The following is a 25160-nucleotide window of genomic DNA, read 5'->3' as shown; positions in this document are numbered from 1 at the left end:
CTGATGGCGCAGCAGCGGAGCGGCACCGCACGGCGCAAACCCGTCGACATGGTTCTCTCGGGCGGCGGCGTCAAGGGTGTCGGACTGGTCGGCGCCGTGGTCGCCGTCATGGAGGCCGGGTACGCACTCAAACGTGTCTCCGGCGTCTCAGCGGGTTCGCTGGTCGGATCGATGCTGGCCGCAGCGTCCAACGGTGACCAGCTGAGCGTCGGTCAGATCAGAGAGCTCGCCCTGACGCTGCCGTACGAGAAGTTTCGCGATACCGGCCCGGTCGGGCACCTGCCCGTCGTCGGCCCAGCGTGGGGCCTGCTGCGCGAAAATGGCATGTACAGAGGCGATTTCGCACACGACTGGATCCGTGGCGAGCTGAAGAACCTGGGCGTGCAGACGTTCGGCGATCTGGCATTGAGCGACCGGCAGATGCCCGCCGAGCGGCGCTACCGGCTGGTGGTCACCGTCGCCGACCTGACGACCGGTCAGCTGGTGCGGCTGCCGTGGGATTACCGCCGGCTGTACGGACTCGATCCCGACGAACAATCGGTGGCCGACGCGGTGCGCGCATCGATGTCGATCCCGTTCTTTTTCCGGCCGGTCACGTTGACCAGTGCGGCCGGGCGCACCTCCACCCTGGTGGACGGCGGTGTCCTGTCCAATTTTCCTATCGACTCCTTCGACCGGCCGGACTGCAAATCGCCGCGCTGGCCCACCTTCGGCATCACGGTGGTGCCGGAGTTACCCCAGGGGAACGAGCAGCTGATTCCCGGGGTCGGTGCGTTGCGACTGCTCGGTCCGCCGTCGGTGCTGCTCGAGCAGCTGATCACGACCATGTTCGTCGGGCATGACCAGACCTACCTCAACCAGCCATGGGTGAGCGCCCGCGCCATCCGGGTCGACTCGACCGCGGTGAATTTCCTGGATTTCAGCATCTCGCGCAAGGACGCGGAAGCGCTCTACAACAAGGGCTACGAATCGGCGCAGAGGTTTCTCTCGACGTGGAACTGGGTGGACTATCTCGAGCGGTTCCGCCAGTTCCAATGACGTGGAGATGCATTCGGTGTCAGACTTGAACACGGAGGAGGCGCCGGTGTTGCAGCGGTTGTTCGGGCGGCCGCACCACCTGGCTCATCAATTGATCAGAACCTGAGGCGACAGCTCCCTACAGGCCGAACTCCTTCTCGATGTTGTCGATCCCGGCGCGAATCGCCTTGAGTGCATCGGCACGAGCCCGCAACTTGGTGGCGGCGTGGGCCGACTGGTTCAACCCGGCGAACTCGTGAGCTGCCTCCTCGGCGCGGGCGACCACCCGGTCGGGCAGCGCCATCTCGTCGATGAAGCCGGCGGCGAGAGCCGTCTCGCCGAAGAAGGTCTTGGCCAGGCCGGTGGCCTGTTGATAGGCCGACTGGGTCAGCCGGAGTTTCAGGACCTCCAGAGCCGCCCACGGAATCACCATCCCGATCGCAACCTCGTTGGCCTGAATGTTGTACGCATGGGCCGCGATTCGGTGATCACCCGAGCACAGCAGGAATGAGCCCATCGCGATCGCGGGCCCGGTGCAGGCGATCACCACCGGCTTGGGGTAGGACAGCAGCCGGTAGGACAGCTCGAATCCGCCGCGCAGCATGTCGATGGCGGGCTGTACCTCGCCCGAGGTCAGAATCTTCAGATCGAAGCCGCCGCTGAACACCCGCTGGTTCCCGGTGATCACCAGCGCCCCGACGTTGTCGGCGTCGGCCTGGTCCAGCGCGTCGTTGAGAGCCTGCTGCATGGTCGGCCCTAGTGCGTTGACCTTGCCGTCGTCCATCCGGATGACCCCGATGGTTTCGTCGTGGGTGTAGACGACCGGACCGCTCATGGGTTACTCCTTCGCTCGGCGAGTCGATTGAACCAGATTGCGACTCCCCGGCTTACACCCGCTGGCTGCGATGCTTTCCCAGCTCGTTCTCGGCGTCACCCCAGCGCAGGCTCACGTCGGTGGGCTCGTCGAGTTGCCGGGTGCGCCACCTGTCCTGAGTTTCCTGCACAGCGCGGTTGATGCGGTCGATCTCGCTGCGGAACACCTCCGGGCGGGTCTCCTTGCTGGCGTAGTGGAAGTAGGTCAGCAGGTTGCGCAGCAGTTCGAGCTTCTGCTTCTCCCGTTTCGCCAAGTCGTGCGTCGTCATCAGCTCGATGCGCTGGACGGGTGGCAGGGCATCCCAGTCCAGCACCACCTTGGTCTCCAGCGGCCGTCGGGCGCGTTGCCAGAATTTCCATCCGCGCGGCTGCTCGGGGCGGTCGTAATAGGTGACGGTGCCCTCGAAACGCGATTCGACGCCGTGCCCTATTTCGGCGCGGTCGAGTGCGGAGTCCCAGACCATTCGCCATTCCTGACCGGGAGCCAGCGTCGGCAATTCGCGGGGCAGTTGCAGTTCGACCACGTCCGCGTAGCCGTCGGAGGCATTCTCGTATTCGGCGACGGTCGGCGGGTTGGGGAAATTGAAACGGATGTCGTAGGCGGCGGTGCGACCGAAGTTGCGCACCACCAGCTCGATGACATGCCAGTCCGCGACGTGGGGCTCCATCAGCATCGCGACGTGAGGACGCGTCTTCTCCGCTGCCAGCGCCCGATTTCGCTGCAGCTGGCGATGGGTGAAGATCAGGGCGACGACGCCGAGGGCGATCGCTGCCCACGCTGCCCATGCCAACCAGGTGCTGGACTCGATGGTGTCGATGCCTCTCCAGCTTTCAGGCCAGCTTTCGGGCCGGCCCTGCGGCCAGCTTCCCCGGACCCACCCCATGGATTCCACCCTCCGCTTAATCCTCGGACCTGGAACTTAGCTGCACTGATCGTAAAGGGGCTTCCTGTGTATTGCTGAATGGGTCATCGGGCGAGCACATGACGACCGGCCGTGTTCGCCGGGCGTCAGCCGCCCATCATCATTCGCCACTGGTCGAGATTGGCCGGCCGGTACACATAATTCGAGCGTCTGACTTCCGACAGTGCGGCGCTCGGGTCGGCCGAATACCAGTGACCGGGGAACACCGTCGGGTCGCCGGGCAGTGCCGCGAGTTGCTGAAGGCTGCGGTACATCTCGTCGGAATCGCCGCCCGGGAAATCGGTGCGCCCGCATCCGTCCAGGAACAGGGTGTCGCCCGCGACCAGCCGTCCGTCGAGCAGGAAGCACTGACTGCCCGGCGTGTGACCGGGCGTGTGCAGAAGTTCGATCTCGATGTCGCCGACACTGATTTTGTCCCGGTGCTCATGGCTGGTCAGGTCGCTCATCGGGATCCCGGTGATCCGGGACACCCACAGCGCCTCGTGAGTGTTGACGTGCACCGGCACGCTCACCCGTTCCATCAGTTCGGCGAGCCCCTTGAGCTCGAATCCCATCATCGAGCCGCCGACGTGGTCGGGGTGGTGATGCGTGACGAGCACCCCGGACAGGTGCATGTCGTCGGACTCGAGCGCGTCGACCAGATCCCCGGCCGCATAGGCGGGATCGACGACCACGCAGTCGCCGGTTTCCCGGTCGCCGATCAGGTAGGCGAAATTGCGCATCTGCGCCGCAATCACGTCGTTGGCCGCGAAGTCGCGGCCAGAAAGCAGCTGCCGGAAATACAACCGGTCCGAATTCGACACGCCACCAGACTATGGGTAGGCCGAAAAACGCCCAACTTGGCCTTCTTACCTGTCCCTACCTGCGCCGGAGTCGTAATATCGGTCCATGTTGAAGAGGGTCGAAATCCTGCTTGACCTCGACCTGGTGGACGAGATCATTCGTCGTTACCACGTGGCCGATGCGCGGGAGGCCGTCAATCTGGCAATGCGGGCAATGCTCGACGAGGCAGATAACGCCGACCCCGAATCCCATGACGACGACTTCGACGAGTTCAGTGACCTCAGCGCCTGGTCGCTGCACCGTGAGGGCGATACGGGCTGACCCGGTGGACCTGGGTCAGGCGCACGTGGTTTGGAGACGTTGTGCGCCAGGCTGTACCCTCTTTTTGGCCCGCGGCAGGTCTGCTCGTTGCGGGTGCACGGCCCCCTTAGCTCAGTCGGTAGAGCGTTTCCATGGTAAGGAAAAGGTCAACGGTTCGATTCCGTTAGGGGGCTCGGCGGACGCCGAGCAGGTGCGCGGCCCCAGAGGCGGTGTAGCTCAGTTGGTTAGAGCGAACGACTCATAATCGTTAGGTCGCCGGTTCGAGTCCGGCCATCGCTACCAGACACCACAAGTACGACGAGACACCACAAGTACGACGAGACACCACAAGCACGACAACCGAATACTGAGACTTCGAGAGATTTGAGAGAGAACCGTCATGGCTTCCAGTACCGACGTGCGGCCGAAGATCACCTTGGCGTGCGAGGTGTGCAAGCACCGCAACTACATCACCAAGAAGAACCGCCGCAACGACCCGGACCGCCTTGAGCTGAAAAAGTTCTGCCCGAACTGCGGCAAGCACCAGGGGCACCGCGAAACGCGCTGAATGCGCGCACCCCAATTACAGAGCGTCGACTAGGTAGGTTCGAGAACTGTGGCCCTGTCCGAAAAGATCCTCGGGATGCATTATCGCTACCCCGACCATTACGTAGTGGAACGGGAAAAGATCCGCGAGTACGCCACTGCCGTCCAGAATGACGAGCCGGCTTTCTACGGTGAGGACGCGGCAGCGGAACTGGGTTACGACGGCCTGGCGGCCCCGCTGTGCTTCATTTCGGTATTCGGTTACAAGGCCCAGTCGGCATTCTTCAGAGACGCCAACATCGCTGTCACCGACCAGCAGATCGTCCAGGTCGACCAGGTGCTGAAGTTCCTCAAGCCGATCGTGGCGGGCGACAAGCTCTACTGTGACGTCCACGTGGATGCGGTGCGGGAAGCGCACGGCACCCAGATCATCGTGACCAAGAACATCATCACCAACGATGCCGGTGAGATTGTCCAAGAGACATACACGACACTGGCGGGCCGTGCCGGTGACGACGGGGAAGTAGGATTTGCGGATGCCTCTGCGTGAGTTCAGTTCGGTCAAGGTGGGTGATCAGCTGCCGGAGCGGGTCTACCCCTTGACCCGCCAGGACCTGGTCAACTACGCGGGAGTCTCGGGTGACCTGAACCCGATCCACTGGGACGACGAGATCGCCAAGATGGTCGGCCTGGACACCGCAATCGCCCACGGCATGCTGACGATGGGCATCGGCGGCGGCTACGTCACGTCGTGGGTGGGCGACCCGGGTGCCGTCACCGAGTACAACGTGCGGTTCACCGCGGTGGTCCCGGTGCCCAATGACGGCAAAGGTGCCGAGTTGGTGTTCAGCGGTCGGGTGAAGTCCGTGGACCCGGAGACGAAGTCCGTGACCATTGCGCTGACGGCGACCACCGGCGGCAAGAAGATCTTCGGCCGGGCCGTCGCCTCGGCGAAGCTGGCCTAGCGGATGGCCCTCAAAACAGATATCCGCGGTATGAGCTGGCAGTACCCCGATTACTTCGAGGTGGGCCGCGAGCAGGTTCGCCAGTTTTCCCGGTCGATCAAGGCCGACGATAAGGCTTTCCACGACGAGGCCGGGGCCGCCGAACTCGGCTACGACCGCATCGTCGCCCCACTCACCTTCGTGACGATCCTGGCGAAACTGATCCAAGACGATTTCTTCCGCAATGTGGACGTCGGCTTCGAGACCATGCAGATCGTGCAGGTCGACCAGAAGTTCGTGTACCACGAGCCGATATACGTCGGCGACAAGCTCTATGGCAGCCTGCGCATCGAGTCGGTGAACGAGCGCTTCGGCGCCGACATCGTCATGACGAAGAACTTCTGTCACAACCAGGACGGCGTTTTGGTCCTGGAGGCCTACACGACCCTGATGGGCCACGAGGGGGACAACTCCATCCAGCTCAAATGGGACAAAGAATCCGGGCAGGTCGTCAGAACCGGGTAATTAGTATCTGGCTCGCGCGTCCATGTACACTCGGACCTCGGGGTTTTCCCATTACCAGCGCGCTGTCCGTCGGTTCGCGATTGCCGAACGGGGGGCGCGCGAGTCATGTAAGCCCCGGAAAATAGGGGCGTAGCTCAACTGGCAGAGCAGCGGTCTCCAAAACCGCAGGTTGCAGGTTCAAGTCCTGTCGCCCCTGCTGAGGGTCAGCCGCATGAGGAGGCGGACCATCTGACTCGCGTGCCATGGTGGACACTGGGATGGGTGGCCACTTCGAGCGGTACGGCCCGCGACATAGCTAGCGAACGAAGGAGCACGCGGTGAGCGACGAAGGCGACGTTGCCGACGACGCCGCAGGCGACGGCGGTGCCGTGGTGACCAAGGCGGCGGCGCGGCCACAGCGGCCCACGGGAAAGCGGTCCCGGGTGCGCGCGGTGGAGGCCGAGGACGGCGAAGAGTCGACCGACGTGGAGGCCGCCGAGAAGGGTTCGGCGAAGAAGGACGCGTCGAAGTCCGCCAAGACTTCGAAGGCTAAGTCGACGCAGAAGGACAAGGCGAAGAAGCCGAAGAAAGCCGGTTCATCCAGCTCGATCAATCCGTTCGTGTTCGTCTACAACTACCTCAAGCAGGTTGTAGCCGAGATGCGGAAGGTGATCTGGCCCAACCGCAAGCAGATGCTGACCTACACGTCGGTGGTGTTGGTCTTCCTGGCGTTCATGGTGGCGCTGGTAGGAGGCGCCGACCTGGGTCTGAGCAAGCTCGTGCTGTTGGTGTTCGGCTGAGACTTGAGAGCGATAGAGAGGACTGAGAACCGTGACGACGTTCGACGGTGAACCGTCCGCGGGTGAGGCGGTCGATGTGCAGGAAGCGGACGCCCCGCAGGACGCGGCGGCGGCCCCCGCTGAAGATGTCGACCCCGCCGCTGCGCTCAAGGCTGAGCTGCGCAGCAAGCCGGGTGACTGGTACGTCATCCACTCTTACGCGGGTTACGAGAACAAGGTGAAAGCCAACCTCGAGACCCGGGTGCAGAACCTCGACGTCGGCGACTACATCTTCCAGGTGGAGGTCCCCACCGAAGAGGTCACCGAGATCAAGAACGGCCAGCGCAAGCAGGTCAATCGCAAGGTGCTGCCCGGCTACATCCTGGTCCGCATGGACTTGACCGACGACTCGTGGGCCGCGGTGCGCAATACCCCGGGAGTCACCGGATTCGTCGGCGCGACGTCACGCCCGTCGTCGCTCTCGCTCGATGACGTGGTGAAGTTCCTGCTGCCGCCGGGCGCGGCGAAGAAGGCGACCAAGGGTGCGGCCAGCACCGCTGCGGCGGCAGAGACCGGCGGCCTGGAGCGTCCCGTTCTCGAGGTCGACTACGAGGTCGGCGAATCGGTGACGGTGATGGACGGACCGTTCGCGACGCTGCCGGCCACCATCAACGAGGTCAACGCCGAACAGCAGAAGCTCAAGGTGCTGGTCTCGATCTTCGGCCGCGAAACTCCGGTGGAGCTGACCTTCAGCCAGGTCTCGAAGATCTAGACCCAGGGCATCCCAGAACTTTGCACCCCAGCACTTTGCAAGACTAGGAAGGAATGTAGGACAAACTCATGGCCCCGAAGAAGAAGAAAGTCACCGGGCTGATCAAGCTGCAGATCACCGCGGGTCAGGCCAACCCTGCGCCGCCGGTCGGCCCCGCGCTCGGCCAGCACGGCGTCAACATCATGGAGTTCTGCAAGGCGTACAATGCCGCGACCGAGAGCCAGCGCGGGCAGGTCATCCCGGTGGAGATCACGGTCTACGAGGACCGCAGTTTCACCTTCGCGTTGAAGACCCCCCCGGCCGCCAAGCTGCTGCTCAAGGCTGCCGGCGTCGGCAAGGGCTCGGCGGAGCCGCACAAGACCAAGGTCGCCAAGGTGACCTGGGACCAGGTGCGCGAGATCGCCGAGACCAAGAAGACGGACCTCAACGCCAACGACATCGACGCGGCCGCCAAGATCATCGCCGGCACTGCCCGGTCGATGGGCATCACGGTCGAGTAGTTCCACCCCGTCGGACCACGATGCGGGTCGCTTCCGGCCCGAGGAGGAGTCCGGCAACACAGACCGAGAACGCGTGGGAGGGCCAGCTGCGGCCCGCATCACCACGAACCCAACACCAGATTGGATACGAAATGAGCAAGACGAGTAAGGCATACCGCGCCGCCGCCGAGAAGGTGGACCGCAACAACCTCTACACCCCGTTGCAGGCCGCCCGGCTCGCCAAGGAGACCTCGTCCACCAAGCAGGACGCGACCGTCGAGGTCGCTATCCGGCTCGGCGTCGACCCGCGTAAGGCCGACCAGATGGTCCGCGGCACGGTCAACCTGCCGCACGGCACCGGTAAGACCGCCCGCGTGGCCGTCTTCGCCGTCGGCGAGAAGGCCGACGCCGCCGTGGCCGCGGGAGCCGACGTCGTCGGCAGTGACGACCTGATCGAGAAGATCCAGGGTGGATTCCTGGACTTCGACGCCGCGATCGCCACTCCCGACCAGATGGCCAAGGTCGGCCGGATCGCCCGGGTGCTAGGTCCGCGTGGCCTGATGCCGAACCCCAAGACCGGCACCGTCACCCCCGACGTCGCGAAGGCCGTCGCCGACATCAAGGGCGGCAAGATCAACTTCCGTGTCGACAAGCAGGCCAACCTGCACTTCGTGATCGGCAAGGCATCGTTCGACGAGAAGAAGCTCGCGGAGAACTACGGCGCCGCGCTGGATGAGGTGCTGCGGCACAAGCCGTCGTCGTCCAAGGGGCGCTACCTGAAGAAGGTGACGGTCTCCACGACGACCGGTCCGGGTATCCCGGTCGACCCGTCGATCACCCGCAACTTCGCCGCCGAGGCGGAGTAAGCCCCGCGGCGGAGTGAGCGGCGCCAGTAAGCCCCGCGAACGTCGACTGTGAACTCTGCGACGCGCCACCGGCGTGTCGTGTCGTCAGATTCACTGTCGGCGCGAGGCGAGCCCCAAGCCGGCCACTTGGCCACCTAGCCGCCGCATTCGCTGATGCGCCGCCGCAGGAATGCGCGGCCCGGCTCAGAAGCGTTGACCTCCAACGCTTTTCGATACCAGATGACGGCTTCGTCGACGCGTCCGGCCCGCCGCAACAGGTCCGCGCGCACCGACGGGACGAGATTCGACCGCGTCAGCCGCGGGTCGTGCGCCACTTTGTCGAGGGCGGTCAGGCCTGCGTCCGGTCCGTCGCGGAAACCGACCGCCAGGGCGCGGTTGGCCAGCACCACCGGTGAGTCGGTCAATTGCAGTAACCGGTCGTACGCCGCGCATATCGCGGCCCAGTCGGTCAACTCCCAGGACGGTGCTGTCGCGTGTATCGCGGCGATCACCGCTTGCGGCAGATATGGACCGGTCGATCCCTGCGCCTGCCGCAACCGGTTCAGGCCGCGGTTGATCCGGTCGCGGTCCCACCGGCGCCGGTCCTGCTCGTCCAGCGGCACCAGGGCTCCGTCGCCGTCCAGCCGGGTCGCCCGTCGCGAATCGTGCAGCAGCACCAGGGCGGCCAGCGCGTGCGCCTCCGGATGGGGCATCAGCGTGCACAGCTCACCGGCCAGCCGCACCCCCTCGTCGCACAGCTCGTCGCGGATCGCCGACGGTCCCCCCGTGGACCAGTACCCCTCGGTGAACACCGAATAGATGCAGCTGAGTACGTGCGGCGTGCGCTCGGGCAGCAGCTCGGCGGGCGGGACCCGCAGCGGGATGTTCGCGTGCCGGATCTTGTATTTGGCCCTGGTGATTCGTTGACCGATGGCGGCCTCGGTTTGCAACAGGGCGCGGGCGATCTCGGCGACCGTCAGTCCGGACACCAGCCGCAGCGTGAGTGCCAGCTGTGACCGGCGGTCCAGCGCGGGGTGCGCGCAAGTGAACATCATCCGCAGTTCGTCGTCACGCACCTGGTGCGGATCGGGGGAGCCGGAATCTTCCACGAATGCCGCCAATTCCTTCTCTGGACGGATGGATTCGCGGCGCAGCCGATCCCGGGCGCGATTGCGCGCGACCGTGATCAGCCACCCGCCCGGACGATCCGGCATGCCGTCGCGGGGCCAGCTGCGCAGCGCCTCGGCGCACGCCTCCTGGACGGCATCCTCGGCAATCGTGAGGTCGCCCGACCATCGTGCGATGGTTGCGACGGCGGGTCCCCATTCCCGCCGAAAGACGCCGTCCAGGGTCGTCATCCGGTGGCTACAGCCCGGAGATGCCGGCCAGTTGCCGTAGCTGCACCGCGGATGCCGGAATCATCGACGCCAGCTTGGCGGCCTCGTCGCGATCTGCCGCGGTGAGGACATAAAAGCCGTTGGCCACCTCGGCGCCTTCCGCATAGGGACCGTCGGTTACGAGAACCTCGCCGTCGCGAACCCGCACGGTTGTCGCCGTCGAGCGGTCGTGCAAGGCGGCGCCCCCGACGATGTGATCGCCCGCGGCTGCCGCGAACTCGACATGGCGGGCCGCCACGGCATTCCATTCCGGCGTGCCCGGAGTGTGGGCAGAGCCGGGCGGCTCCAGAAGCAGCGCAAGCCAGTCAGTGCCCTCGAGCTTGCGGGTCGGTTCGATCGAGTGGACGGTCGGCCACACCTCCACCGCGCCGTGCGTGGCCACCGGAATGTTGCGGGCGAAGGAGAGGGCCTCGTCGAGATTCTCCGCTTCGAACAGGTAGTAGCCGCATGCCACCTCGGCGCCTTCGGCGAACGGGCCGTCGGTGATGGTGTCCGTGCCGCCGTCCACCCGCGCGCCGGCGGCAGCGGGGAGCAGGGCATCACCGGCCCTGATGGCGGCCGCCGTGCTGTGATGGAAGCGATGGTAGGCGTCCATCTCGGCCGCGCGTTCCGTGGGCGTCAGATCGCGCTCGTGACTGATCAACAGAGCGAAATACTGCATTCGTCGTTTCCTCCCGTAGCGAGCGAAGCCCAGTGCTCCACTCTCTACCGGTTCGACGAACGGCGCAGCCCGGATCCGACCGACCCGGTGCGCGGTAGCGCTAGGCGGCCGCCCCCGGCTTGAGGTAGGTCACCAGGCTCACGTCGAGCATCTCGTCGTCGAAGTAGTGCTCGCAGCCGCGCAGATACTTCATGTACCGCTCGTAGACCTCGAGCGAGGTCACCTCGACGGCCTTCTCCTTGTTGGACTCCAGGGTGTCGCCCCAGATGTGCAGCGTCTTGATGTAGTGCGGGCGCAGCGAGATCGGTTCGGGGACCACGAAGCCGGCCTTCTCGCCGTGCTCCACCATCATCTCGGTGGACGGCAGCCGGCCACCGGGGAAGATCTCGGTCACGATGAACTTGATGAAGCGCACCGTCTCGAAGGTGATCCGCTTGCCCCGGGCCGCCATTTCGTACGGGTGATAGCTCACGCTGCTCTGGACGGTCATCCGGCCGTCGTCGGGCATGATGTCGAAACAGCGCTTGAAGAAGTCGTCGTAGTTCTCGTGCCCGAAGTGCTCGAACGCCTCGATGGAGACGATCCGGTCAACCGGCTCGTTGAAGTCCTCCCAGCCGTGCAGGAGTACCCGCCGGGAGCGATCGGTGTCGATCGCGTCCAGCACCTGCTGGGAGCGGGCGTGCTGATTCTTGGACAGGGTCAGGCCGATGACGTTGACGTCGTACTTCTCGACCGCGCGCTTCATGGTGGTGCCCCAGCCGCAGCCGATGTCCAGCAGCGTCATGCCCGGCTTGAGATCCAGCTGGTCCAGATTGAGGTCGACCTTCGCGATCTGGGCTTCCTCGAGCGAAATGTCCCACGGTTCGAAATAGGCGCAGCTGTAGGTCCGGGTCGGATCCTGGAACAGGGCGAAGAAGTCGTCGGAGACGTCGTAGTGCGCCTGAATGTCTTCGAACTGCGTCGGCTTCGTCATGGCACCGGTCGATTTATCGGCCATTGCTGTGGTGTTCTCCTGAATATGTGGCACTGGCTGGTCGTGCGCGCGGGCCTAGACCTTTGACGTGCAACACTACCCGATCCGGTGGTACCGGCTGACCGGCTCAGGGTTGCACGCCGGGCCCGCGGAGGTCTACTTCTTCAAGGTGAAGTGGTGGCAGTCGATGTAGCCGATCCGGAAGGACTCGGCGCAACCGGTCAGGTACTTCATGTAACGCTCATAGATCTCTTCTGACTGGATGTCGATGGCCTCGTCTTTGTGCGCTGAAAGGGCTTCGGCCCACAGGTCGAGGGTCCTGGCGAAGTGCAGCTGCAGCGACTCGACGTGGGCGACGGTGAAACCGGCCTTCGTCGCGTGGTCGTGCACCTTCTCGATCGAGGGCAGCCGTCCGCCCGGGAAGATCTCGGTCACGATGAACTTGATGAACCGGGCCATCTCGAACGTCACCGGCATGCCGCGCTCGACGATCTGCCCCCCGGTCAGACCGGTGATCGAGTGCAGCAGCATTCTGCCGTCTTCCGGCAGGGCGTCGAAGACGAACTTGAAGAAGTCGTCATAGCGCTGGAAACCGAAGTGCTCCAACGCCTCGATGGTGATGATCCGGTCCACCGGCTCGTTGAACTCGGCCCAGTCGCTCAGCAGAACCCGGTACGAACGGTTCGTGTCGACCTGGCCGAGCAGCCGCTCGCAGTATGCGTGCTGGTTCTTGGACAAGGTCACGCCGATGACGTTCACGTCGTATTTCTCGAGGGCGCGCTTCATCGTCGAACCCCAGCCGCAGCCGACGTCGAGCAGGGTCATCCCTGGCTCGAGCCCCAGCTTGCCCAGCGCCAGGTCCAGCTTGGCGATCTGGGCTTCCTCCAGAGTCATGTCGTCGCGCTCGAAGTAGGCGCAGCTGTAGGTCCGGGTCGGGTCCGTGAACAGCTCGAAGAACTCGTTGGAAATGTCGTAGTGCGCCTGGACGTCGTCGTTGTTCTCTCGCCGGCTCCTGGCTCGAGTTAAGTTGTTAGACATATGTCCTCCCGATGGGACAGGCCCACCCCCCGCGAGGTGATCATCTCCGGACCCTACACGCGCTGGGACCCGTCCCTCGCATTTGAACTCACCAATGCCGGGATTTATTGGAAGGCGACCTGTCATGTGTCACTCTGGTCGCCTTCGCACTACTTTTCCAGGGTGAATTGGTTGACGTCGATGTAGCCGGTCCGGAACGAATCGGCGCAACCGGTCAGGTACTTCATGTAGCGGTCGTAAACCTCTTCGGACTGGATCGCGATAGCCTCGTCGCGCCGCGACTCCAGGGCCGCGGCCCACAGGTCGAGCGTCCGGGCGTAGTGCGGTTGCAGCGACTGGCGGCGGGTCAGCGTGAAGCCGCCCTTGGCGGAGTGCTCCTCGACTTTTTCGATCGACGGCAACCGTCCGCCCGGGAAGATCTCGGTCATGATGAACTTGGCGAAGCGGGCGCCCTCGAAGGTCAGCGGCATGCCGCGTTCGGCCATCTGAGTACCGGTCAGGGCGGTGATGGTGTGTAGCAGCATCACGCCGTCGGCCGGCAGAACCTTGTGCGCCAGCGCGAAGAAATCGTCGTAGCGCTCGTGGCCGAAGTGCTCGAAAGCACCGATCGAGACGATGCGGTCGACGGGCTCGTCGAACTGCTCCCAACCTTCGAGCAGCACCCGCCTGGTGCGCTGGGTGTTCATCTCGTCGAATGTCCGCTGTACGTGCGCGGCCTGGTTCTTGGACAGGGTCAGCCCGATGACGTTGACGTCGTACTTCTCGATCGCGCGTCGCATCGTCGCGCCCCACCCGCAGCCGACATCCAGCAGCGTCATACCGGGCTGCAGGCCCAGCTTGCCCAGCGCCAGGTCGATCTTGGCGATCTGCGCCTCTTCCAGCGTCATATCGTCGCGCTCGAAATAAGCGCAGCTGTATGTCTGGGTCGGGTCCAGAAACAGCCTGAAGAAGTCGTCGGACAAGTCGTAGTGTGCCTGCACATCGTCAAAGTGCGGCTTCAGCTTCACAGCCATTGGTATTGCCTTTCCGGACCAGCCGAGGCCCACGATCGCATGCGTCGTAGCATCCCCCAGTGCATGCCGCAAGTATGTTATCCGACGCGGCGCCTCATTACTAAACCGCGACAGCGTCTGCGCTGTTCAGCGGTGCTTTTATTATTTCGTCAACGTGTATTGCGCGACATTGGACAGACCCTTTCGGAACAGATTCGCGCAGCCGGTGAGATACCGCATGAAACGGTCGTATACCTCTTCCGACTGGATAGCGATCGCCTGCTCGCGATTGGCTTCCAGATTGGCCGCCCACATGTCGAGCGTGCGCGCGTAATGCGGCTGCAGATATTGAATTTCGCCGACCGAGAATCCGCTGTTCTTCGCATTGTCGATGATGTCGACCTCGCCGCACATGCCGCCGCCCGGGAAGATCTCGGTGGCCAGGAAGCGGAAGAAGCGCAGATCGCTCATGGTCACGGTGATGCCGTGGTCGCGCCAGTAGGTCTGCTCGTGGGTAAAGATGCTGTGCAGCAGCATCGAGCCGTCACCGGGCAGAATCTCGTACGAACGGTCGAAGAATGCCGGCCAGCGCTCCTTCTTGAAGGCGTCGAAGGCTTCGAAGCTGACGATCCGGTCAACCTTCTCGTTGAACTCTTCCCAGCCTTGCAGCCGCGCCTCGGCGCGCCGTGTGGTGGGAATCGCCGCCAGCCTGGCCTTGCTGCGCAGGTAGTGATTGCGGCTGAGCGTGATGCCGATGACGTTGACGTCGTACTTCTCCACAGCGCGCACCACCGCGCCGCCCCAGCCGCAGCCGACGTCAAGCAACGTCATGCCCGGTTCCAGGTTCAGCTTGTTCAGGGCCAGATCCAGCTTGGCGAGCTGCGCCTCTTCGAGCGTCATGTCGTCGCGCTCGAAGTAGGCGCATGTGTAGACCATGTTGGGGTCCAGGAACAGCGCGAAGAAGTCATCCGAAATGTCGTACGTCGCTTGCGACTCTTCGTAATACGGTCTTAGTTCGGCCATATCGGACCACCTCCAGCGCACACCGTTGCATCTCTAGTTTTTGCGTGACACCCCTTGAGGGGCCTCACGGAGCCGTCGGCTGTGGGTTCAACCGGCGGCATCGAAGTTGCTAGTCAGCTCGTTGATGACGCGACCCCACAACTGCTTGGGCAGATCATGACCCATACCGTCGACCAACACCAATCGGGCACCGTTGATCGCCTTCGCGACCGCGCGGCCGCCGAAGGGGCGCATAAGTTTATCCGCCGTGCCGTGGATCACGACAGTCGGGGCGCTGATGCGCCGGTCGTAGTGGAGCAGGCTACCGCTGCCCATAATGGCGCTGAACTGCTGGGAAATACCCCACGGGTGATAGTTGCGGTCGTAGGCTTCGGCGGCCTCGGCGCGCATCTGTTCCTCGGGTGTCGGGTACTGCGGGCTGCCGATGATCTTGCTGACCCGCACGGAGTTGTCGATGATCGCCTCGCGCGGCGAGTTCGGCGGGGGACCCTTGATGAGCGACAGCAGCGCGCGCGGCGCCGGCGGCGGCAGGAACCGGTGGTTATTGCTGGAGAAGATCACCCCCAGCGTCTGGGTCCGGTGCGCGTGCTGGGCGGCGAAGACCTGCGCGATCATGCCGCCCATCGACGCCCCGACGATGTGTGCCGCGTCGATGTCGAGGTGGTCGAGAAGGGCTGCCGCGTCGTCGGCCATGTCTTCCAGCCGGTAGGCCGACCGGCTGGGCAACCCGAGGAACGAGCGGGCCATCCGCGTCGGCAGCGGTTGCGGATCGGGATGCCGCTCGGTTTTGGTGGACAGCCCGACATCGCGGTTGTCGTAGCGGATGACCCGCAGGCCCCGGCTGACGAGTTGTTCGCAGAACTCGGTTCGCCAGAGCAGCATCTGAGCGCCCAGGCCCATGATGAGCAGCACGGGTGGATGGTCGGGGTCACCCATGTCCTCGTAGTACAGCTTCAGATCACCCGATACCGCGGTGCCACTGCGAACATCCACGTCACTACACCTCGTTGGCTTGCGGGTTGGCTTGATGCTCCCGGCTGACCTCGACCATGAAGTTGGCGAAGTAACCGGTGAGCTGCGGGTCTGACATCATCTGCCACTTGGGCGCCAATAGCTTCATATACCGCTCGACATAAAGGAACTGCTTGCCGATCAGCACCAGCTCGCGGGGCAGCTTGACGTCGTAGGCATCGGCAAGCGTCGACAGCTGACGGCCGATGTCGGCATAGGACATGTCGCCCAGGGACTGCATGGTCAGCGGGGTGGCGAATTTCTCGAGGTCCTTGGCGGCTTCGGCCTCCGGCTTCATCGTGCCGACGGCGCCCATCAGCACCACGATCTTGCCCGCGGCGGCGTGGTCCTTCTTGACCAGCAGGGCGTACACCAGCTCGCGCAGCAACCAGCGGGTGCGCGGATCGATGCGGCCCATGATCCCGAAGTCGAAGAACACGATGCGGCCCTCGTCGTCGACGTAGAGATTGCCCGCATGCAGGTCTCCATGGAACAGCCCGTGCCGCAGCCCGCCTTCGAACACGCTGAAGAGCAGCGCCTTGACAAGCTCGGTGCCGTCGAAGCCGGCCTTGCGGATGGCCGCGACGTTGTCGATGCGGATGCCCTGCACCCGCTCCATCGTCAGCACCCGCTCGCTGGTGAAATTCCAGTGCACCTGCGGCACCCGGATGTTCTTACCGAGCGGAGACGCGTGCAGATGCGAGACCCAGGCGTCCATCGACTGCGCTTCCAGCCGGAAGTCCAGCTCCTCGGCGAGGTTGTCGGAGAAGTCGGCGACCACGTCCTGTGCAGACAGCCGGCGGCCCAGCTTGGCCAGCTCCACGGCCTGAGCGAAGCGCTGCAGGATCTGCAGGTCGGCGGCCACCCGGCGCCGGATACCCGGCCGCTGGATCTTGACGACGACGTCCTCGCCGGTCTTCAGGGTCGCGTAGTGCACCTGCGCGATCGACGCCGACGCGAAGGGTGTCTCTTCGAACGAGGCGAACAGATTGGCCGGCTCGTCGCCGAGTTCCTCGATGAGGAGCTTGTGCACCTCGTCGGTGTCGGCGGGCGGCACCCGGTCCAGCAGGCCGCGGAATTCGCGGGACAGCGATTCGCCGAACGCGCCCGGACTCGACGCGATGATCTGCCCGAATTTCACATACGTCGGGCCCAGGTCGGCGAACGTCTGCGGGACTTCTTTGATGACCTTCTGTTGCCACGGCCCCTTGCCCGGCAGCTTGGTGAGCACACGAGCTGCGGTGCGGGTGACCTGCCAACCGGTGACAGCTACCCGGGCCGCTTCGACCGGTAGCGGCACCCGGTCAAGCTTGGCCACATCGCGGTGTTTAGTGGAACTCATTTCTGCAGTGTGCCAAATCGGGGGAGCCGATTGAAAATTTGCGTGAGCCGCCTCACCTGTCGCAAAAGCCCGGCCAACGGAGGATGTGCAGGCCCCTATTCGGGTTGCCAGGGGGTCAGCCAGGCCTGCGGCTCCCAGTTCTCCGAGGCGGCGATCAGCTCGTACATGGTGGCGCCGTCGATGCTTTCCCGGACGATGTCCGCGTGCCCGGCGTGACGGGCCAATTCATTGATCACATGCAGCAGCACCCAGCGAACCGACCAGGCGGCGACGTCCTTGGGGAACCACGGAGCTTCACGCGGCACCGGCACCGCGGCGTCGAGGTCGGCGGTGTCGGCCAGCCGCAGGGTTTCGGCGTTCTGCGCGGCGAACGCCTCGAGCAGCCCCGCCAGAGTTTGGCCGGGCAGCATCACGAACTCGTTGGCGTACTGCGCAGAGCGTTCCTCGAACGAGCGCGAGTCGGCCGGCGGAACATCCGGGGCAGCGGCCACCCTGGCCATCCACATCTTCTGCATACCGGTGACATGTTTGATCAGGCCGCCGATCGACAGCGAGCCGGCCGACGGTGTCGACCGGGCCTGCTCGTCGGTCAGGCCGTAGGACGCCGCGAAGTACGCGCTCTGGTGGTAGGCGAGGAACTCGCGGAGGGCATTGCGTTCGTCGGTGACCGGGGGGGCGAGGGCGGGCATGATCAGTCCTTTCGGGTGTGGAGGTAAAGGTCGCGCAGACAAGCAATTTCGGCGCCGTGGTGGATGGCTTCCCGGTTGATGTGCAGGATCAGCTCGCTCAGTGTGTGCTCGGCGTAGGGTCCCTCAGCCGGACCGCACGGCCGGTCCAGGTCGGTGGCCGACAGCGAGCGCACCCCGCGGATCCACGCCGCGTACTCCTCGTCGAGTTGCCGCAGGGCGCTCGCAGCGTCGGTGGCGTACTGCCAATTCTGGTAGTCGGCGGGCGGGCCACCGAAGTGGTGGTGGTTGCGCATGGCGAAAACTCCGACGATCACGTGGGCCAGCCGCCAGGCGATGGTGGTGAACGGCGCCGGGCTGGGGCTGGGGTAACTGAAGTCCACCGAACCGTTCGGATGGACGGTCCAGCAGTCCGGCACCGGTCGCCAGAAGTATTCGTCGTCGGTCAGGCCGTCCAGGCGGGGGCGCAACTGCGTGTTCCAGTGCCAGTCGAGTTGGTCGGCCAACTGGGTGATCAGGTCTGCCATGCCTGCGAGCATTTCAGCAATAGCGGACAGTTTTGGTCCTAAACCTGGGGCAGACTTGGCGGCATGACGGCGACGACGAGTCGTGTACTGCAGCTGCTGGGGCTGCTGCAGTCGCGCCGGGTGTGGACCGGGCAGGAACTGGCCCGGCAGTTATCGGTGACCGGCCGCAGTGTGCGGCGCGACGTCGAACGGCTGCGTGAGCTGGGTTATCCGGTGGAAGCGAGCAAAGGCGCCGGGGGTGGCTACCGGCTCGGCGCCGGCGCGGCGTTGCCGCCGCTGCTGCTCGATCCCGACGAGGCGGTGGCGGTGGCGGTGTGTCTCCGGCTGGCCGCGGGCGGCAGCGTGGCCGGGGTGGGGGATTCCGCGCTGCGAGCGCTCAGCAAGCTGGACCAGGTGCTGCCGGCGCGCCTGCGCTCCCAGGTGGCCGCGGTGCACGAGGCCACCGTCACCCTGACGCCGGATTCGGTGGACAGCCCGGTGGATCCGGACACCTTGATGACGCTGGCCCGCGCATGCCGCGATCATGAGCACGTCACGGCCGAATACACCGCGCGCGACGGTGCCCCCAGCAAGCGTCGCTTGGAGCCCTATCAACTGGTGACCACCGGCCGGCGCTGGTATCTGCTGGCCTACGACCGCGACCGCAGCGACTGGCGCACCCTGCGGCTGGACCGGATGGGCGCGACGCAGGTGGCGGGCAGCACCTTCACCCCGCGGCAGGCGCCGGACGCGCGCGAATTCCTCCGGCACGCGATCAGCGCCGCGCCCTATCGCTACGTGGCCCGGGTGCGGTACCCGGTCCCGGCCTCCGCCGTCGCGCGCCACTTCTCGCCGCAGTCGATGACCGTCGAGCCCGACGGGGACGAGGCCTGCGTGGTGACGGCGGGAGGTGACGACCCGCAGCGGATGGTGGTGTACTTCGCGATGGTGGGCACCGATTTCGAGGTGCTGGAGCCCGACGAGGTGCGGACGGCGGCGCGTGCGGTGGCCAAACGTCTTCGTCGCGCGGGCGGCGCACCGTAAGGTGCGGTCATGCAACTGGTTTCGGCGGCATCGACCGAGCTGTTCGTCGGCCCGCCGGACCAGCCCCTGCAGCTGGCCCGCATCGGCGTCGCCGGGTGCGACCGGGCGACGACGCTGCGCGTGGACGGTGACGGCCTGCGTGGTGAGGCGGTCGCGACGGCCGGCCAAGAGGTGGTCGAGGTGCCGGTCGTGGTGGACGGCCCGGTTGCCGGTGGCCGTCGCGCCGCGCGCGTGCAGGCCGGCGGCATCAGCCTGGACTTCGATTTCGTGGTGGCCGAACCCGGCTGGACCATGTTCATGGTCAGCCACTTCCACTACGACCCCGTCTGGTGGAACACCCAGGCCGCCTACACCAGCGAGTGGCACGAAGACCCGCCCGGGCGAGCCCGTCAGACCAATGGCTTCGAACTGGTGCACGCGCACCTGGAGATGGCGCGCCGCGACCCGGAGTACAAGTTCGTGCTCGCCGAGGTCGACTACCTCAAGCCGTATTGGGACACCCGCCCGGAGGACCGTGCCGACCTGCGCCGCTTGCTGGCGCAGGGCCGGCTCGAAGTGATGGGCGGCACCTACAACGAACCCAACACCAACCTCACCAGCCCCGAGACCACGATCCGGAACCTGGTGCACGGCATCGGGTTTCAGCGTGACGTGCTCGGCGCCGACCCGGCCACCGCCTGGCAGCTCGACGTCTTCGGGCATGACCCGCAGTTCCCCGGCATGGCCGCTGACGCCGGCCTGACATCGAGTTCGTGGGCGCGGGGCCCGCACCATCAGTGGGGGCCGGCTTCCGGCGGCGACGTGGACCGCATGCAGTTCTCCAGCGAGTTCGAATGGATCTCGCCGTCCGGCCGGGGCCTGCTCACCCATTACATGCCGGCGCACTACTCGGCCGGCTGGTGGATGGACTCGTCGACCACGCTGGCCGAGGCGGAGGAGGCCACTTACGCGCTGTTCGACCAGCTGAAGAAGGTCGCGCTGACCCGCAACGTGCTGCTGCCCGTCGGCACCGATTACACGCCGCCGAACAAATGGGTCACCGAGATCCACCGCGACTGGGCAGCGCGTTACACGTGGCCGCGGTTCGTGTGCGGGCTGCCCCGGGAGTTCTTCGCGGCGGTGCGTGCCGAACTCGCCGAACGCTCTGTGGTCGCATCGCCGCAGACCCGCGACATGAACCCGATCTACACCGGCAAGGACGTGTCTTACATCGACACCAAGCAGGCGAACCGGGCCGCCGAGAATGCGGTGCTGGACGCCGAGCGCTTCGCGGTGTTCGCCGGGGTGCTGACCGGGTCGCAGTACCCGCAGGCCGCGTTTGCCAAGGCGTGGGTACAGCTGGCGTACGGAGCTCACCACGACGCCATCACCGGCTCGGAATCCGACCAGGTCTATCTCGACCTGCTCACCGGCTGGCGCGACGCGTGGGAGCTGGGCAGCACCTGCCGCGACACCGCACTTGAGCTGCTGTCCGGTCTGGTGGCCGATGCCGCGCACTCGGTGGTGGTGTGGAACCCGGTGACACAGCGGCGCAGCGATGTCGTCACGGTCCGGCTGGATCCCCCGGTTGCCGGCGTACGGGTGCTGGACTCCGACGGCGCTGAGCTACCCGTGCACGTCGAGCACGACGGCCGATCGGTGACGTGGCTGGCAACAGACGTGCCATCGCTGGGCTGGCGGGCCTACCGGCTGGTGCCCACCGACCACGCCGCGGGGTGGCAGGCGGTGGCCGGCGCCCGGATCGGCAACGAGTACTACCGGCTCACCGTCGATCCGCAACGCGGCGGGTCGGTGGCGTCGCTCGTTCGCGACGGCCGGGAGTTGATCGCCGCCGGCCGGGTGGGCAACGAGCTCGCGGTCTACGAGGAATACGCATCGCATCCGACGCAGGGTGAGGGCCCCTGGCATCTGCTGCCGCGCGGGCCGGTGGTGTGCAGCTCGGAATTCACGGCAACCGTGCAGGCGTACCGGGGACCACTCGGTGAGCGACTGGTGGTCGGCGGCCGGATCGGCGACCTGCTGCGCTACACCCAGACCCTGACGCTGTGGCACGGCACCGACCGTGTCGACTGTCGCACCACCATCGACGAATTCGTGGGCGAGGACCGGTTGGTGCGGCTGCGCTGGCCCTGTCCGGTGTCCGGCGCCATGCCGGTCAGCGAGGTCGGGGACGCCGTCGTCGGGCGCGGCTTTGCCTTGCTGCATGACGGTGAGCAGTCCGTGGATACCGCCGAACATCTTTGGACGCTGGACAACCCGGCGTACGGATGGTTCGGGCTGTCCACGGCGGCCCGCGTCCGCGTGGGGAGTGCCACCCGGGCGATATCGGTCGCCGAGGTGGTGGCGCCCTCGGAGCCGGCGACCGGTCCGATGGCACGCGAGCTCATGGTCGCGCTGGTGCGCGCCGGCGTGACGGCGACCAGCAGCGGCGCCGGCAGGCCGCGCTACGGCAATCTCGACGTCGACTCCAACCTGCCGGACGCGCGTATTGCCCTGGGCGGGCCCGCCCGCAATGCGTTCACCCGGGCGGTACTGGCCGCCGCCGACCCCGCCTACACCGCCGAACTCGAGCGGCAGCTCGCACAGAGCGGTCAGGCCCGGGTGTGGGTGCCGGCGGCGACGGGACTGGCGGCCGTCTGGGTTCCCGACGCCGACCTGCGAGAGCCGGACGCGGTGCCGGTGCTCATCATCGACGGCGCCGGCGCACGGAACCTGGCCGCCGCGATCGCGGCCGTCGCCGAGGACCTTGCAGACGCCGAAATTGTTGTCGTGCAGCAGGTTCCGTCAAAAGCGGATCCTTTCGAGGATTACACCGTCGCCTTGCTCAACCGGGGCGTGCCGAGCTTTGCGGTGGAGGTCGACGGCACGCTGCACACTGCCCTGATGCGGTCCTGCACCGGCTGGCCGTCCGGAACCTGGATCGACGAACCGCGCCGCACGGCGCCCGACGGCTCCAACTTCCAGTTGCAGCACTGGACGCACCATTTCGACTATGCGCTGATCTGCGGCGACGGCGACTGGCGCCGAACCGGGCTCCCGGCCCGCAGCGCACAGTTCTCCAATCCGCTGCTGGCACTCACCCCGGGCGAACAGCGCGGCTTGTTGCCGGCGAACGGATCCCTGTTGCATGTCGAGCCGGCCGACGCGGTGCAGGTGGGGGCGTTGAAGGCCGCCGGCAACCCGCTGGCCGCCGGCAGTGCCCGGCCCGTCTCACCCGGCGACGTCGCGCTGCGACTCGTGGAATCGACCGGCGCCGCTGCGCGGGTGGTGGTCGGCTCGGACCTCGGCCCGCTGCGTGGGCTCGCCGAGGCGAACCTGCTGGAGGAGGCCGAACGGCGCAAACGCCGCATCGATCTGCACGGCTACCAGGTCGCGACCGTGCTGGCACGCCTCGACGTCGCGGCCGTGCCCGTCGACCCGGTGGCACTGGCCCCGCACACCGAACCGGCTCAGCCGCTGTACGCGCGCTATTGGCTGCACAATCGCGGTCCCGCGCCGCTGGGCGGGCTACCGGTGGTGGCTCACCTGCACCCGCAGCAGGTGAGTGTCGACACCGGCGTGGACCTTCGTGAGGTGACGTTGCGCCTGACCGTTGCCAGCGACTGCACCGACGCCGCGCTCGGCGGCGCTGTCGACGTGGTGGGTCCGGACGGCTGGTCGGTCGGCCCGGTGGCGTCGCCGTTCACGCTGGAGCCCGGAGCCCACCTGGAAACCGACGTCGTGGTCGGGATCCCGGGCCACGCGCCCGCCGGGCGGTACCCGATCCGGGCCCAGTTGCGCGTCACCGACGACGACGTGCCGGCCGCGTGGCGCCAGGTGGTCGAGGATGTCGCGTTTGTGGATGTCGGTGACGACGGCGGTGACGTCGTGTATCTCGTCGACGGTCCCGCCGAGGTAGCGGTGGCCGCCGGGGAAACGGCGCGGCTGTCGGTGACCGTCGCCAGCCGTGCCCGGGCCGGCCTTGCCGTCGAAGCGCACTTGATCAGCCCCTGGGGAACGTGGGAGTGGATGGGGCCGGCCGTGCTCGGCGCTGAGCTGCCCGCGCTGGGAGACGTCGAACTCGTCTTCGATGTCTGCCCGCCGGCCTGGCTGGATCCGGGGCAGTGGTGGGCTCTGGTCCGGGTCGGCTGCGCGGGCCGACTGATCTACTCCCCGGCGGTGAAAGTGATGGTGACATGCGATCTGTAGCGACCGTGGCCGGCGTTCCGGTCGTCGTCGCCGACGTCGACGCGCGTGAAGCGCGGCTGCGCGGCGGCCCCCAGGCCAACGCGCTGCCCGCACCCGGCACCAGCGAGGGCCGCCAGCTGCGGCGCTGGCTGACGCAGCTGCTCGTTACCGAGCGGGTGGTTGCCGCGGAGGCCGCAGCCCGTGGTCTTGACGGCACCGGCGCCCCGCCCGAGGACGATCTGCTGCCCGATGTGACCGCCCGGCTCGAGATCGGCAGCATCGCGGCGGCGGCGCTGGCCGAGCCGCGGGCACGCGCTCTATTCGCCGAGGTGACCGCCGGTGTCGAGGTCAGCGCCGACGACGTCGCGGCCTACCACGCCCGCAACCCACTGCGGTTCGCGCGATCGCAGGCCGGAAGTCACGGCTGGCGCGTCCCCCCGGACGCCGCGCCGCCGCTGGAGGAGGTGCGGTCGGCCATCAGCCATCATCTGTTGGCAGCGGCGCGCCGGCGCGCATTCCGGGTGTGGCTGGACGCCCGCCGCGCCGCGCTGGTACAGCTGGCACCGGGCTACGAACATCCTGGCGACCCGCGCCAGCCCGACAACACCCACCGACACTGATGCTCACCCTCTGCCTCGATATCGGCGGCACCAAGATCGCCGCCGGGCTCGCCGACCCCGCCGCCCTCGCCGACCCGACCCGCACGCTGGTCTACAACGCCACCTGTCCCACCCCGTCCGGCGCCGGCGCAGAACAGGTGTGGGATGCGGTGGCCACCATGGTCGGCGAGGCGTTGCGTGCGGCCGGGGGAACGGTGGCGGGGGTGGGTATCGCCTCGGCCGGCCCCGTCGACCTGGCCACCGGAACCGTCAGCCCGGTCAACATCCGGGCCTGGCGCGGGTTCCCGCTGCGCGACCGGGTGGCGGCAGCGGTGCCGGGTGTGCCGGTCCGGCTGGGCGGCGACGGCGTCTGCATGGCACTGGGGGAGCACTGGATCGGCGCCGGCCGCGGCGCGGGTTTCCTGCTGGGCATGGTGGTGTCCACCGGCGTCGGCGGCGGCCTGGTGCTCGACGGGGTGCCGTACACCGGCCGCACCGGCAACGCCGGCCATGTCGGTCACATGGTGGTCGATCCGGACGGGCTGCCGTGTGCGTGCGGCGGCCGCGGCTGTGTGGAGACGATCGCCTCGGGTCCCTCGATGACGCGGTGGGCGCGGGCCAACGGCTGGTCTGCAGCGGCGGGCGCCGGCGCACGGGAACTGTCTGCGGCGGCCGCGGCCGGAGACGAGGTGGCCTTGCAGGCCTTCGCCCGCGGCACCCGCGCGCTGGCCGCGATGATCGCCTCGGTTGCTGCGGTGTGCGACCTGGACCTGGTCGTCATCGGCGGGGGAGTGGCCAAGTCCGGCGGCCTGCTGTTCGACCCGCTGCGCAGTGCGCTGGCCGAGTACGCGCGCCTGGATTTCCTGGCCGGCCTGCGGGTGGTGCCGGCCGACCTCGGGGGCGACGCCGGACTGATCGGTGCCGCGCGACTGGTCGGGCTGTAGGCGGCCGGACGC

The 25160-nt window shown here is 66.4% G+C and carries 27 protein-coding genes and 3 tRNA genes; 17 read left to right on the top strand and 13 right to left on the bottom strand.

The window, feature by feature from the left end; all coding sequences use genetic code 11:
- Nucleotides 1–3: 3 nt before the first annotated feature.
- Entirely contained in the window at nucleotides 4–1038 is a 1035-nt protein-coding gene (locus QXH22_RS08845; RefSeq protein ID WP_306275383.1) for a patatin-like phospholipase family protein, read from the top strand.
- Nucleotides 1039–1156: 118 nt separating this feature from the next.
- Here the strand turns inward: QXH22_RS08845 and QXH22_RS08840 are convergent, their stop codons facing one another.
- From QXH22_RS08840 to QXH22_RS08830, 3 genes are all read right to left on the bottom strand, one after another.
- On the bottom strand, nucleotides 1157–1852 hold the full coding sequence (locus tag QXH22_RS08840; protein ID WP_306275382.1) for a crotonase/enoyl-CoA hydratase family protein: 696 nt from the start codon (nucleotides 1850–1852) through the stop codon (nucleotides 1157–1159).
- Nucleotides 1853–1904: 52 nt separating this feature from the next.
- Entirely contained in the window at nucleotides 1905–2774 is an 870-nt protein-coding gene (locus QXH22_RS08835) for a hypothetical protein (RefSeq protein ID WP_306242312.1), read from the bottom strand.
- Between the two features lie 125 nt (nucleotides 2775–2899).
- Nucleotides 2900–3616: an MBL fold metallo-hydrolase gene (locus QXH22_RS08830; RefSeq protein ID WP_306242311.1), complete on the bottom strand. Its 717-nt coding sequence runs from the start codon at nucleotides 3614–3616 to the stop codon at nucleotides 2900–2902.
- An 85-nt stretch (nucleotides 3617–3701) separates the two neighbouring features.
- Here QXH22_RS08830 and QXH22_RS08825 point away from each other — a divergent pair, with 85 nt between their 5' ends.
- The 12 genes from QXH22_RS08825 (at nucleotide 3702) to rplA (ending at nucleotide 8786) form a co-directional block, all read left to right on the top strand.
- Nucleotides 3702–3917 carry a type II toxin-antitoxin system VapB family antitoxin gene (locus QXH22_RS08825; RefSeq protein WP_306242309.1) on the top strand — a complete coding sequence of 72 codons (216 nt, stop codon included), beginning with the start codon at nucleotides 3702–3704 and terminating at the stop codon, nucleotides 3915–3917.
- Nucleotides 3918–4017: 100 nt separating this feature from the next.
- Nucleotides 4018–4090, top strand: a tRNA-Thr gene (locus tag QXH22_RS08820).
- A 32-nt stretch (nucleotides 4091–4122) separates the two neighbouring features.
- Nucleotides 4123–4199 (top strand) — tRNA-Met (locus tag QXH22_RS08815).
- 97 nt (nucleotides 4200–4296) lie between these two features.
- The gene (rpmG, locus tag QXH22_RS08810) at nucleotides 4297–4464 is read left to right on the top strand and encodes a 50S ribosomal protein L33 (protein WP_036352522.1); all 168 of its coding nucleotides are present in this window, start codon (nucleotides 4297–4299) and stop codon (nucleotides 4462–4464) included.
- A 48-nt stretch (nucleotides 4465–4512) separates the two neighbouring features.
- A complete protein-coding gene (gene hadA, locus QXH22_RS08805) occupies nucleotides 4513–4992 on the top strand; it encodes a (3R)-hydroxyacyl-ACP dehydratase subunit HadA (RefSeq protein WP_306242307.1) in 480 nt (159 codons plus the stop codon).
- Nucleotides 4979–5407 carry a (3R)-hydroxyacyl-ACP dehydratase subunit HadB gene (gene hadB, locus QXH22_RS08800; protein WP_306242305.1) on the top strand — a complete coding sequence of 143 codons (429 nt, stop codon included), beginning with the start codon at nucleotides 4979–4981 and terminating at the stop codon, nucleotides 5405–5407. The genes hadA and hadB overlap by 14 nt, the downstream gene beginning before the upstream one ends.
- 3 nt (nucleotides 5408–5410) lie before the next feature.
- Entirely contained in the window at nucleotides 5411–5911 is a 501-nt protein-coding gene (gene hadC, locus QXH22_RS08795; protein ID WP_306242303.1) for a (3R)-hydroxyacyl-ACP dehydratase subunit HadC, read from the top strand.
- Between the two features lie 123 nt (nucleotides 5912–6034).
- Nucleotides 6035–6107 (top strand) — tRNA-Trp (locus QXH22_RS08790).
- Between the two features lie 121 nt (nucleotides 6108–6228).
- On the top strand, nucleotides 6229–6690 hold the full coding sequence (gene secE / locus QXH22_RS08785) for a preprotein translocase subunit SecE (protein WP_306242301.1): 462 nt from the start codon (nucleotides 6229–6231) through the stop codon (nucleotides 6688–6690).
- A 31-nt stretch (nucleotides 6691–6721) separates the two neighbouring features.
- Nucleotides 6722–7441, top strand: a complete 720-nt coding sequence (gene nusG, locus QXH22_RS08780) for a transcription termination/antitermination protein NusG (protein WP_306242299.1) — start codon at nucleotides 6722–6724, stop codon at nucleotides 7439–7441.
- Between the two features lie 68 nt (nucleotides 7442–7509).
- Nucleotides 7510–7941, top strand: a complete 432-nt coding sequence (gene rplK, locus QXH22_RS08775; RefSeq protein ID WP_306242297.1) for a 50S ribosomal protein L11 — start codon at nucleotides 7510–7512, stop codon at nucleotides 7939–7941.
- A 131-nt stretch (nucleotides 7942–8072) separates the two neighbouring features.
- Nucleotides 8073–8786, top strand: coding sequence for a 50S ribosomal protein L1 (rplA, locus tag QXH22_RS08770; protein ID WP_306242295.1), 714 nt, complete (start codon nucleotides 8073–8075; stop codon nucleotides 8784–8786).
- Nucleotides 8787–8920: 134 nt separating this feature from the next.
- Here rplA and QXH22_RS08765 read toward each other — a convergent pair whose 3' ends face one another.
- The 10 genes from QXH22_RS08765 to QXH22_RS08720 form a co-directional block, all read right to left on the bottom strand.
- A complete protein-coding gene (locus tag QXH22_RS08765; protein WP_306275381.1) occupies nucleotides 8921–10123 on the bottom strand; it encodes an RNA polymerase sigma factor in 1203 nt (400 codons plus the stop codon).
- Between the two features lie 7 nt (nucleotides 10124–10130).
- Nucleotides 10131–10823: a YciI family protein gene (locus QXH22_RS08760; protein ID WP_306275380.1), complete on the bottom strand. Its 693-nt coding sequence runs from the start codon at nucleotides 10821–10823 to the stop codon at nucleotides 10131–10133.
- Between the two features lie 100 nt (nucleotides 10824–10923).
- Nucleotides 10924–11820 (bottom strand): hydroxymycolate synthase MmaA4, encoded by an 897-nt coding sequence (gene mmaA4, locus QXH22_RS08755; protein ID WP_306242291.1) that lies wholly within the window; start codon nucleotides 11818–11820, stop codon nucleotides 10924–10926.
- Nucleotides 11821–11952: 132 nt separating this feature from the next.
- Entirely contained in the window at nucleotides 11953–12834 is an 882-nt protein-coding gene (locus QXH22_RS08750) for a cyclopropane mycolic acid synthase family methyltransferase (RefSeq protein WP_306275379.1), read from the bottom strand.
- A gap of 149 nt (nucleotides 12835–12983) precedes the next feature.
- The gene (mmaA2, locus tag QXH22_RS08745; protein WP_306242288.1) at nucleotides 12984–13847 is read right to left on the bottom strand and encodes a cyclopropane mycolic acid synthase MmaA2; all 864 of its coding nucleotides are present in this window, start codon (nucleotides 13845–13847) and stop codon (nucleotides 12984–12986) included.
- Nucleotides 13848–13988: 141 nt separating this feature from the next.
- Entirely contained in the window at nucleotides 13989–14849 is an 861-nt protein-coding gene (locus QXH22_RS08740) for a cyclopropane mycolic acid synthase family methyltransferase (RefSeq protein ID WP_306242286.1), read from the bottom strand.
- Between the two features lie 87 nt (nucleotides 14850–14936).
- The gene (locus tag QXH22_RS08735) at nucleotides 14937–15842 is read right to left on the bottom strand and encodes an alpha/beta fold hydrolase (protein ID WP_306242284.1); all 906 of its coding nucleotides are present in this window, start codon (nucleotides 15840–15842) and stop codon (nucleotides 14937–14939) included.
- Nucleotides 15843–15846: 4 nt separating this feature from the next.
- A complete protein-coding gene (locus QXH22_RS08730; RefSeq protein ID WP_306242282.1) occupies nucleotides 15847–17202 on the bottom strand; it encodes an AarF/ABC1/UbiB kinase family protein in 1356 nt (451 codons plus the stop codon).
- Between the two features lie 95 nt (nucleotides 17203–17297).
- On the bottom strand, nucleotides 17298–17891 hold the full coding sequence (locus QXH22_RS08725; RefSeq protein ID WP_306275378.1) for a DinB family protein: 594 nt from the start codon (nucleotides 17889–17891) through the stop codon (nucleotides 17298–17300).
- Nucleotides 17892–17893: 2 nt separating this feature from the next.
- Nucleotides 17894–18415 carry a DinB family protein gene (locus QXH22_RS08720; protein ID WP_306275377.1) on the bottom strand — a complete coding sequence of 174 codons (522 nt, stop codon included), beginning with the start codon at nucleotides 18413–18415 and terminating at the stop codon, nucleotides 17894–17896.
- A gap of 63 nt (nucleotides 18416–18478) precedes the next feature.
- On the opposite strand from QXH22_RS08720, the gene QXH22_RS08715 reads away from it, so the two are divergent.
- From QXH22_RS08715 to QXH22_RS08700, 4 genes are read left to right on the top strand one after another with little or no spacing between them, the layout of a single operon-like run.
- Nucleotides 18479–19438: a YafY family protein gene (locus QXH22_RS08715; RefSeq protein ID WP_306275376.1), complete on the top strand. Its 960-nt coding sequence runs from the start codon at nucleotides 18479–18481 to the stop codon at nucleotides 19436–19438.
- Nucleotides 19439–19447: 9 nt separating this feature from the next.
- A complete protein-coding gene (locus QXH22_RS08710) occupies nucleotides 19448–23626 on the top strand; it encodes an NEW3 domain-containing protein (RefSeq protein ID WP_306275375.1) in 4179 nt (1392 codons plus the stop codon).
- A complete protein-coding gene (locus tag QXH22_RS08705) occupies nucleotides 23614–24225 on the top strand; it encodes a malonyl CoA-ACP transacylase (RefSeq protein ID WP_306242277.1) in 612 nt (203 codons plus the stop codon). Before QXH22_RS08710 ends, QXH22_RS08705 begins: the two co-directional genes overlap by 13 nt.
- Nucleotides 24225–25148 (top strand): ROK family protein, encoded by a 924-nt coding sequence (locus tag QXH22_RS08700; protein WP_306275374.1) that lies wholly within the window; start codon nucleotides 24225–24227, stop codon nucleotides 25146–25148. The genes QXH22_RS08705 and QXH22_RS08700 overlap by 1 nt, the downstream gene beginning before the upstream one ends.
- Nucleotides 25149–25160: the final 12 nt, after the last annotated feature.

This window comes from Mycobacterium sp. TY814 (assembly GCF_030755175.1).
Classification (GTDB): domain Bacteria; phylum Actinomycetota; class Actinomycetes; order Mycobacteriales; family Mycobacteriaceae; genus Mycobacterium.
The sequence above is the reverse complement of the archived record's forward strand: the minus strand, read 5'-3'. Positions and strand labels throughout refer to the sequence as shown.

What these genes read in the sequence shown, in the direction of transcription:
- QXH22_RS08730 (WP_306242282.1), bottom strand. Translation starts at nt 17,202, where the DNA reads ATGAGTTCCACTAAACACCGCGATGTGGCCAAGCTTGACCGGGTGCCG.
- QXH22_RS08725 (WP_306275378.1), bottom strand. Translation starts at nt 17,891, where the DNA reads ATGCCCGCCCTCGCCCCCCCGGTCACCGACGAACGCAATGCCCTCCGC.
- QXH22_RS08705 (WP_306242277.1), top strand. Translation starts at nt 23,614, where the DNA reads ATGCGATCTGTAGCGACCGTGGCCGGCGTTCCGGTCGTCGTCGCCGAC.
- QXH22_RS08845 (WP_306275383.1), top strand. Translation starts at nt 4, where the DNA reads ATGGCGCAGCAGCGGAGCGGCACCGCACGGCGCAAACCCGTCGACATG.
- QXH22_RS08840 (WP_306275382.1), bottom strand. Translation starts at nt 1,852, where the DNA reads ATGAGCGGTCCGGTCGTCTACACCCACGACGAAACCATCGGGGTCATC.
- QXH22_RS08740 (WP_306242286.1), bottom strand. Translation starts at nt 14,849, where the DNA reads ATGGCCGAACTAAGACCGTATTACGAAGAGTCGCAAGCGACGTACGAC.
- QXH22_RS08700 (WP_306275374.1), top strand. Translation starts at nt 24,225, where the DNA reads ATGCTCACCCTCTGCCTCGATATCGGCGGCACCAAGATCGCCGCCGGG.
- QXH22_RS08835 (WP_306242312.1), bottom strand. Translation starts at nt 2,774, where the DNA reads ATGGGGTGGGTCCGGGGAAGCTGGCCGCAGGGCCGGCCCGAAAGCTGG.
- rplK (WP_306242297.1), top strand. Translation starts at nt 7,510, where the DNA reads ATGGCCCCGAAGAAGAAGAAAGTCACCGGGCTGATCAAGCTGCAGATC.
- QXH22_RS08765 (WP_306275381.1), bottom strand. Translation starts at nt 10,123, where the DNA reads ATGACGACCCTGGACGGCGTCTTTCGGCGGGAATGGGGACCCGCCGTC.
- QXH22_RS08720 (WP_306275377.1), bottom strand. Translation starts at nt 18,415, where the DNA reads ATGGCAGACCTGATCACCCAGTTGGCCGACCAACTCGACTGGCACTGG.
- QXH22_RS08710 (WP_306275375.1), top strand. Translation starts at nt 19,448, where the DNA reads ATGCAACTGGTTTCGGCGGCATCGACCGAGCTGTTCGTCGGCCCGCCG.
- QXH22_RS08825 (WP_306242309.1), top strand. Translation starts at nt 3,702, where the DNA reads ATGTTGAAGAGGGTCGAAATCCTGCTTGACCTCGACCTGGTGGACGAG.
- QXH22_RS08760 (WP_306275380.1), bottom strand. Translation starts at nt 10,823, where the DNA reads ATGCAGTATTTCGCTCTGTTGATCAGTCACGAGCGCGATCTGACGCCC.
- QXH22_RS08715 (WP_306275376.1), top strand. Translation starts at nt 18,479, where the DNA reads ATGACGGCGACGACGAGTCGTGTACTGCAGCTGCTGGGGCTGCTGCAG.
- rpmG (WP_036352522.1), top strand. Translation starts at nt 4,297, where the DNA reads ATGGCTTCCAGTACCGACGTGCGGCCGAAGATCACCTTGGCGTGCGAG.
- hadC (WP_306242303.1), top strand. Translation starts at nt 5,411, where the DNA reads ATGGCCCTCAAAACAGATATCCGCGGTATGAGCTGGCAGTACCCCGAT.
- mmaA4 (WP_306242291.1), bottom strand. Translation starts at nt 11,820, where the DNA reads ATGGCCGATAAATCGACCGGTGCCATGACGAAGCCGACGCAGTTCGAA.
- mmaA2 (WP_306242288.1), bottom strand. Translation starts at nt 13,847, where the DNA reads ATGGCTGTGAAGCTGAAGCCGCACTTTGACGATGTGCAGGCACACTAC.
- rplA (WP_306242295.1), top strand. Translation starts at nt 8,073, where the DNA reads ATGAGCAAGACGAGTAAGGCATACCGCGCCGCCGCCGAGAAGGTGGAC.
- QXH22_RS08750 (WP_306275379.1), bottom strand. Translation starts at nt 12,834, where the DNA reads ATGTCTAACAACTTAACTCGAGCCAGGAGCCGGCGAGAGAACAACGAC.
- hadB (WP_306242305.1), top strand. Translation starts at nt 4,979, where the DNA reads ATGCCTCTGCGTGAGTTCAGTTCGGTCAAGGTGGGTGATCAGCTGCCG.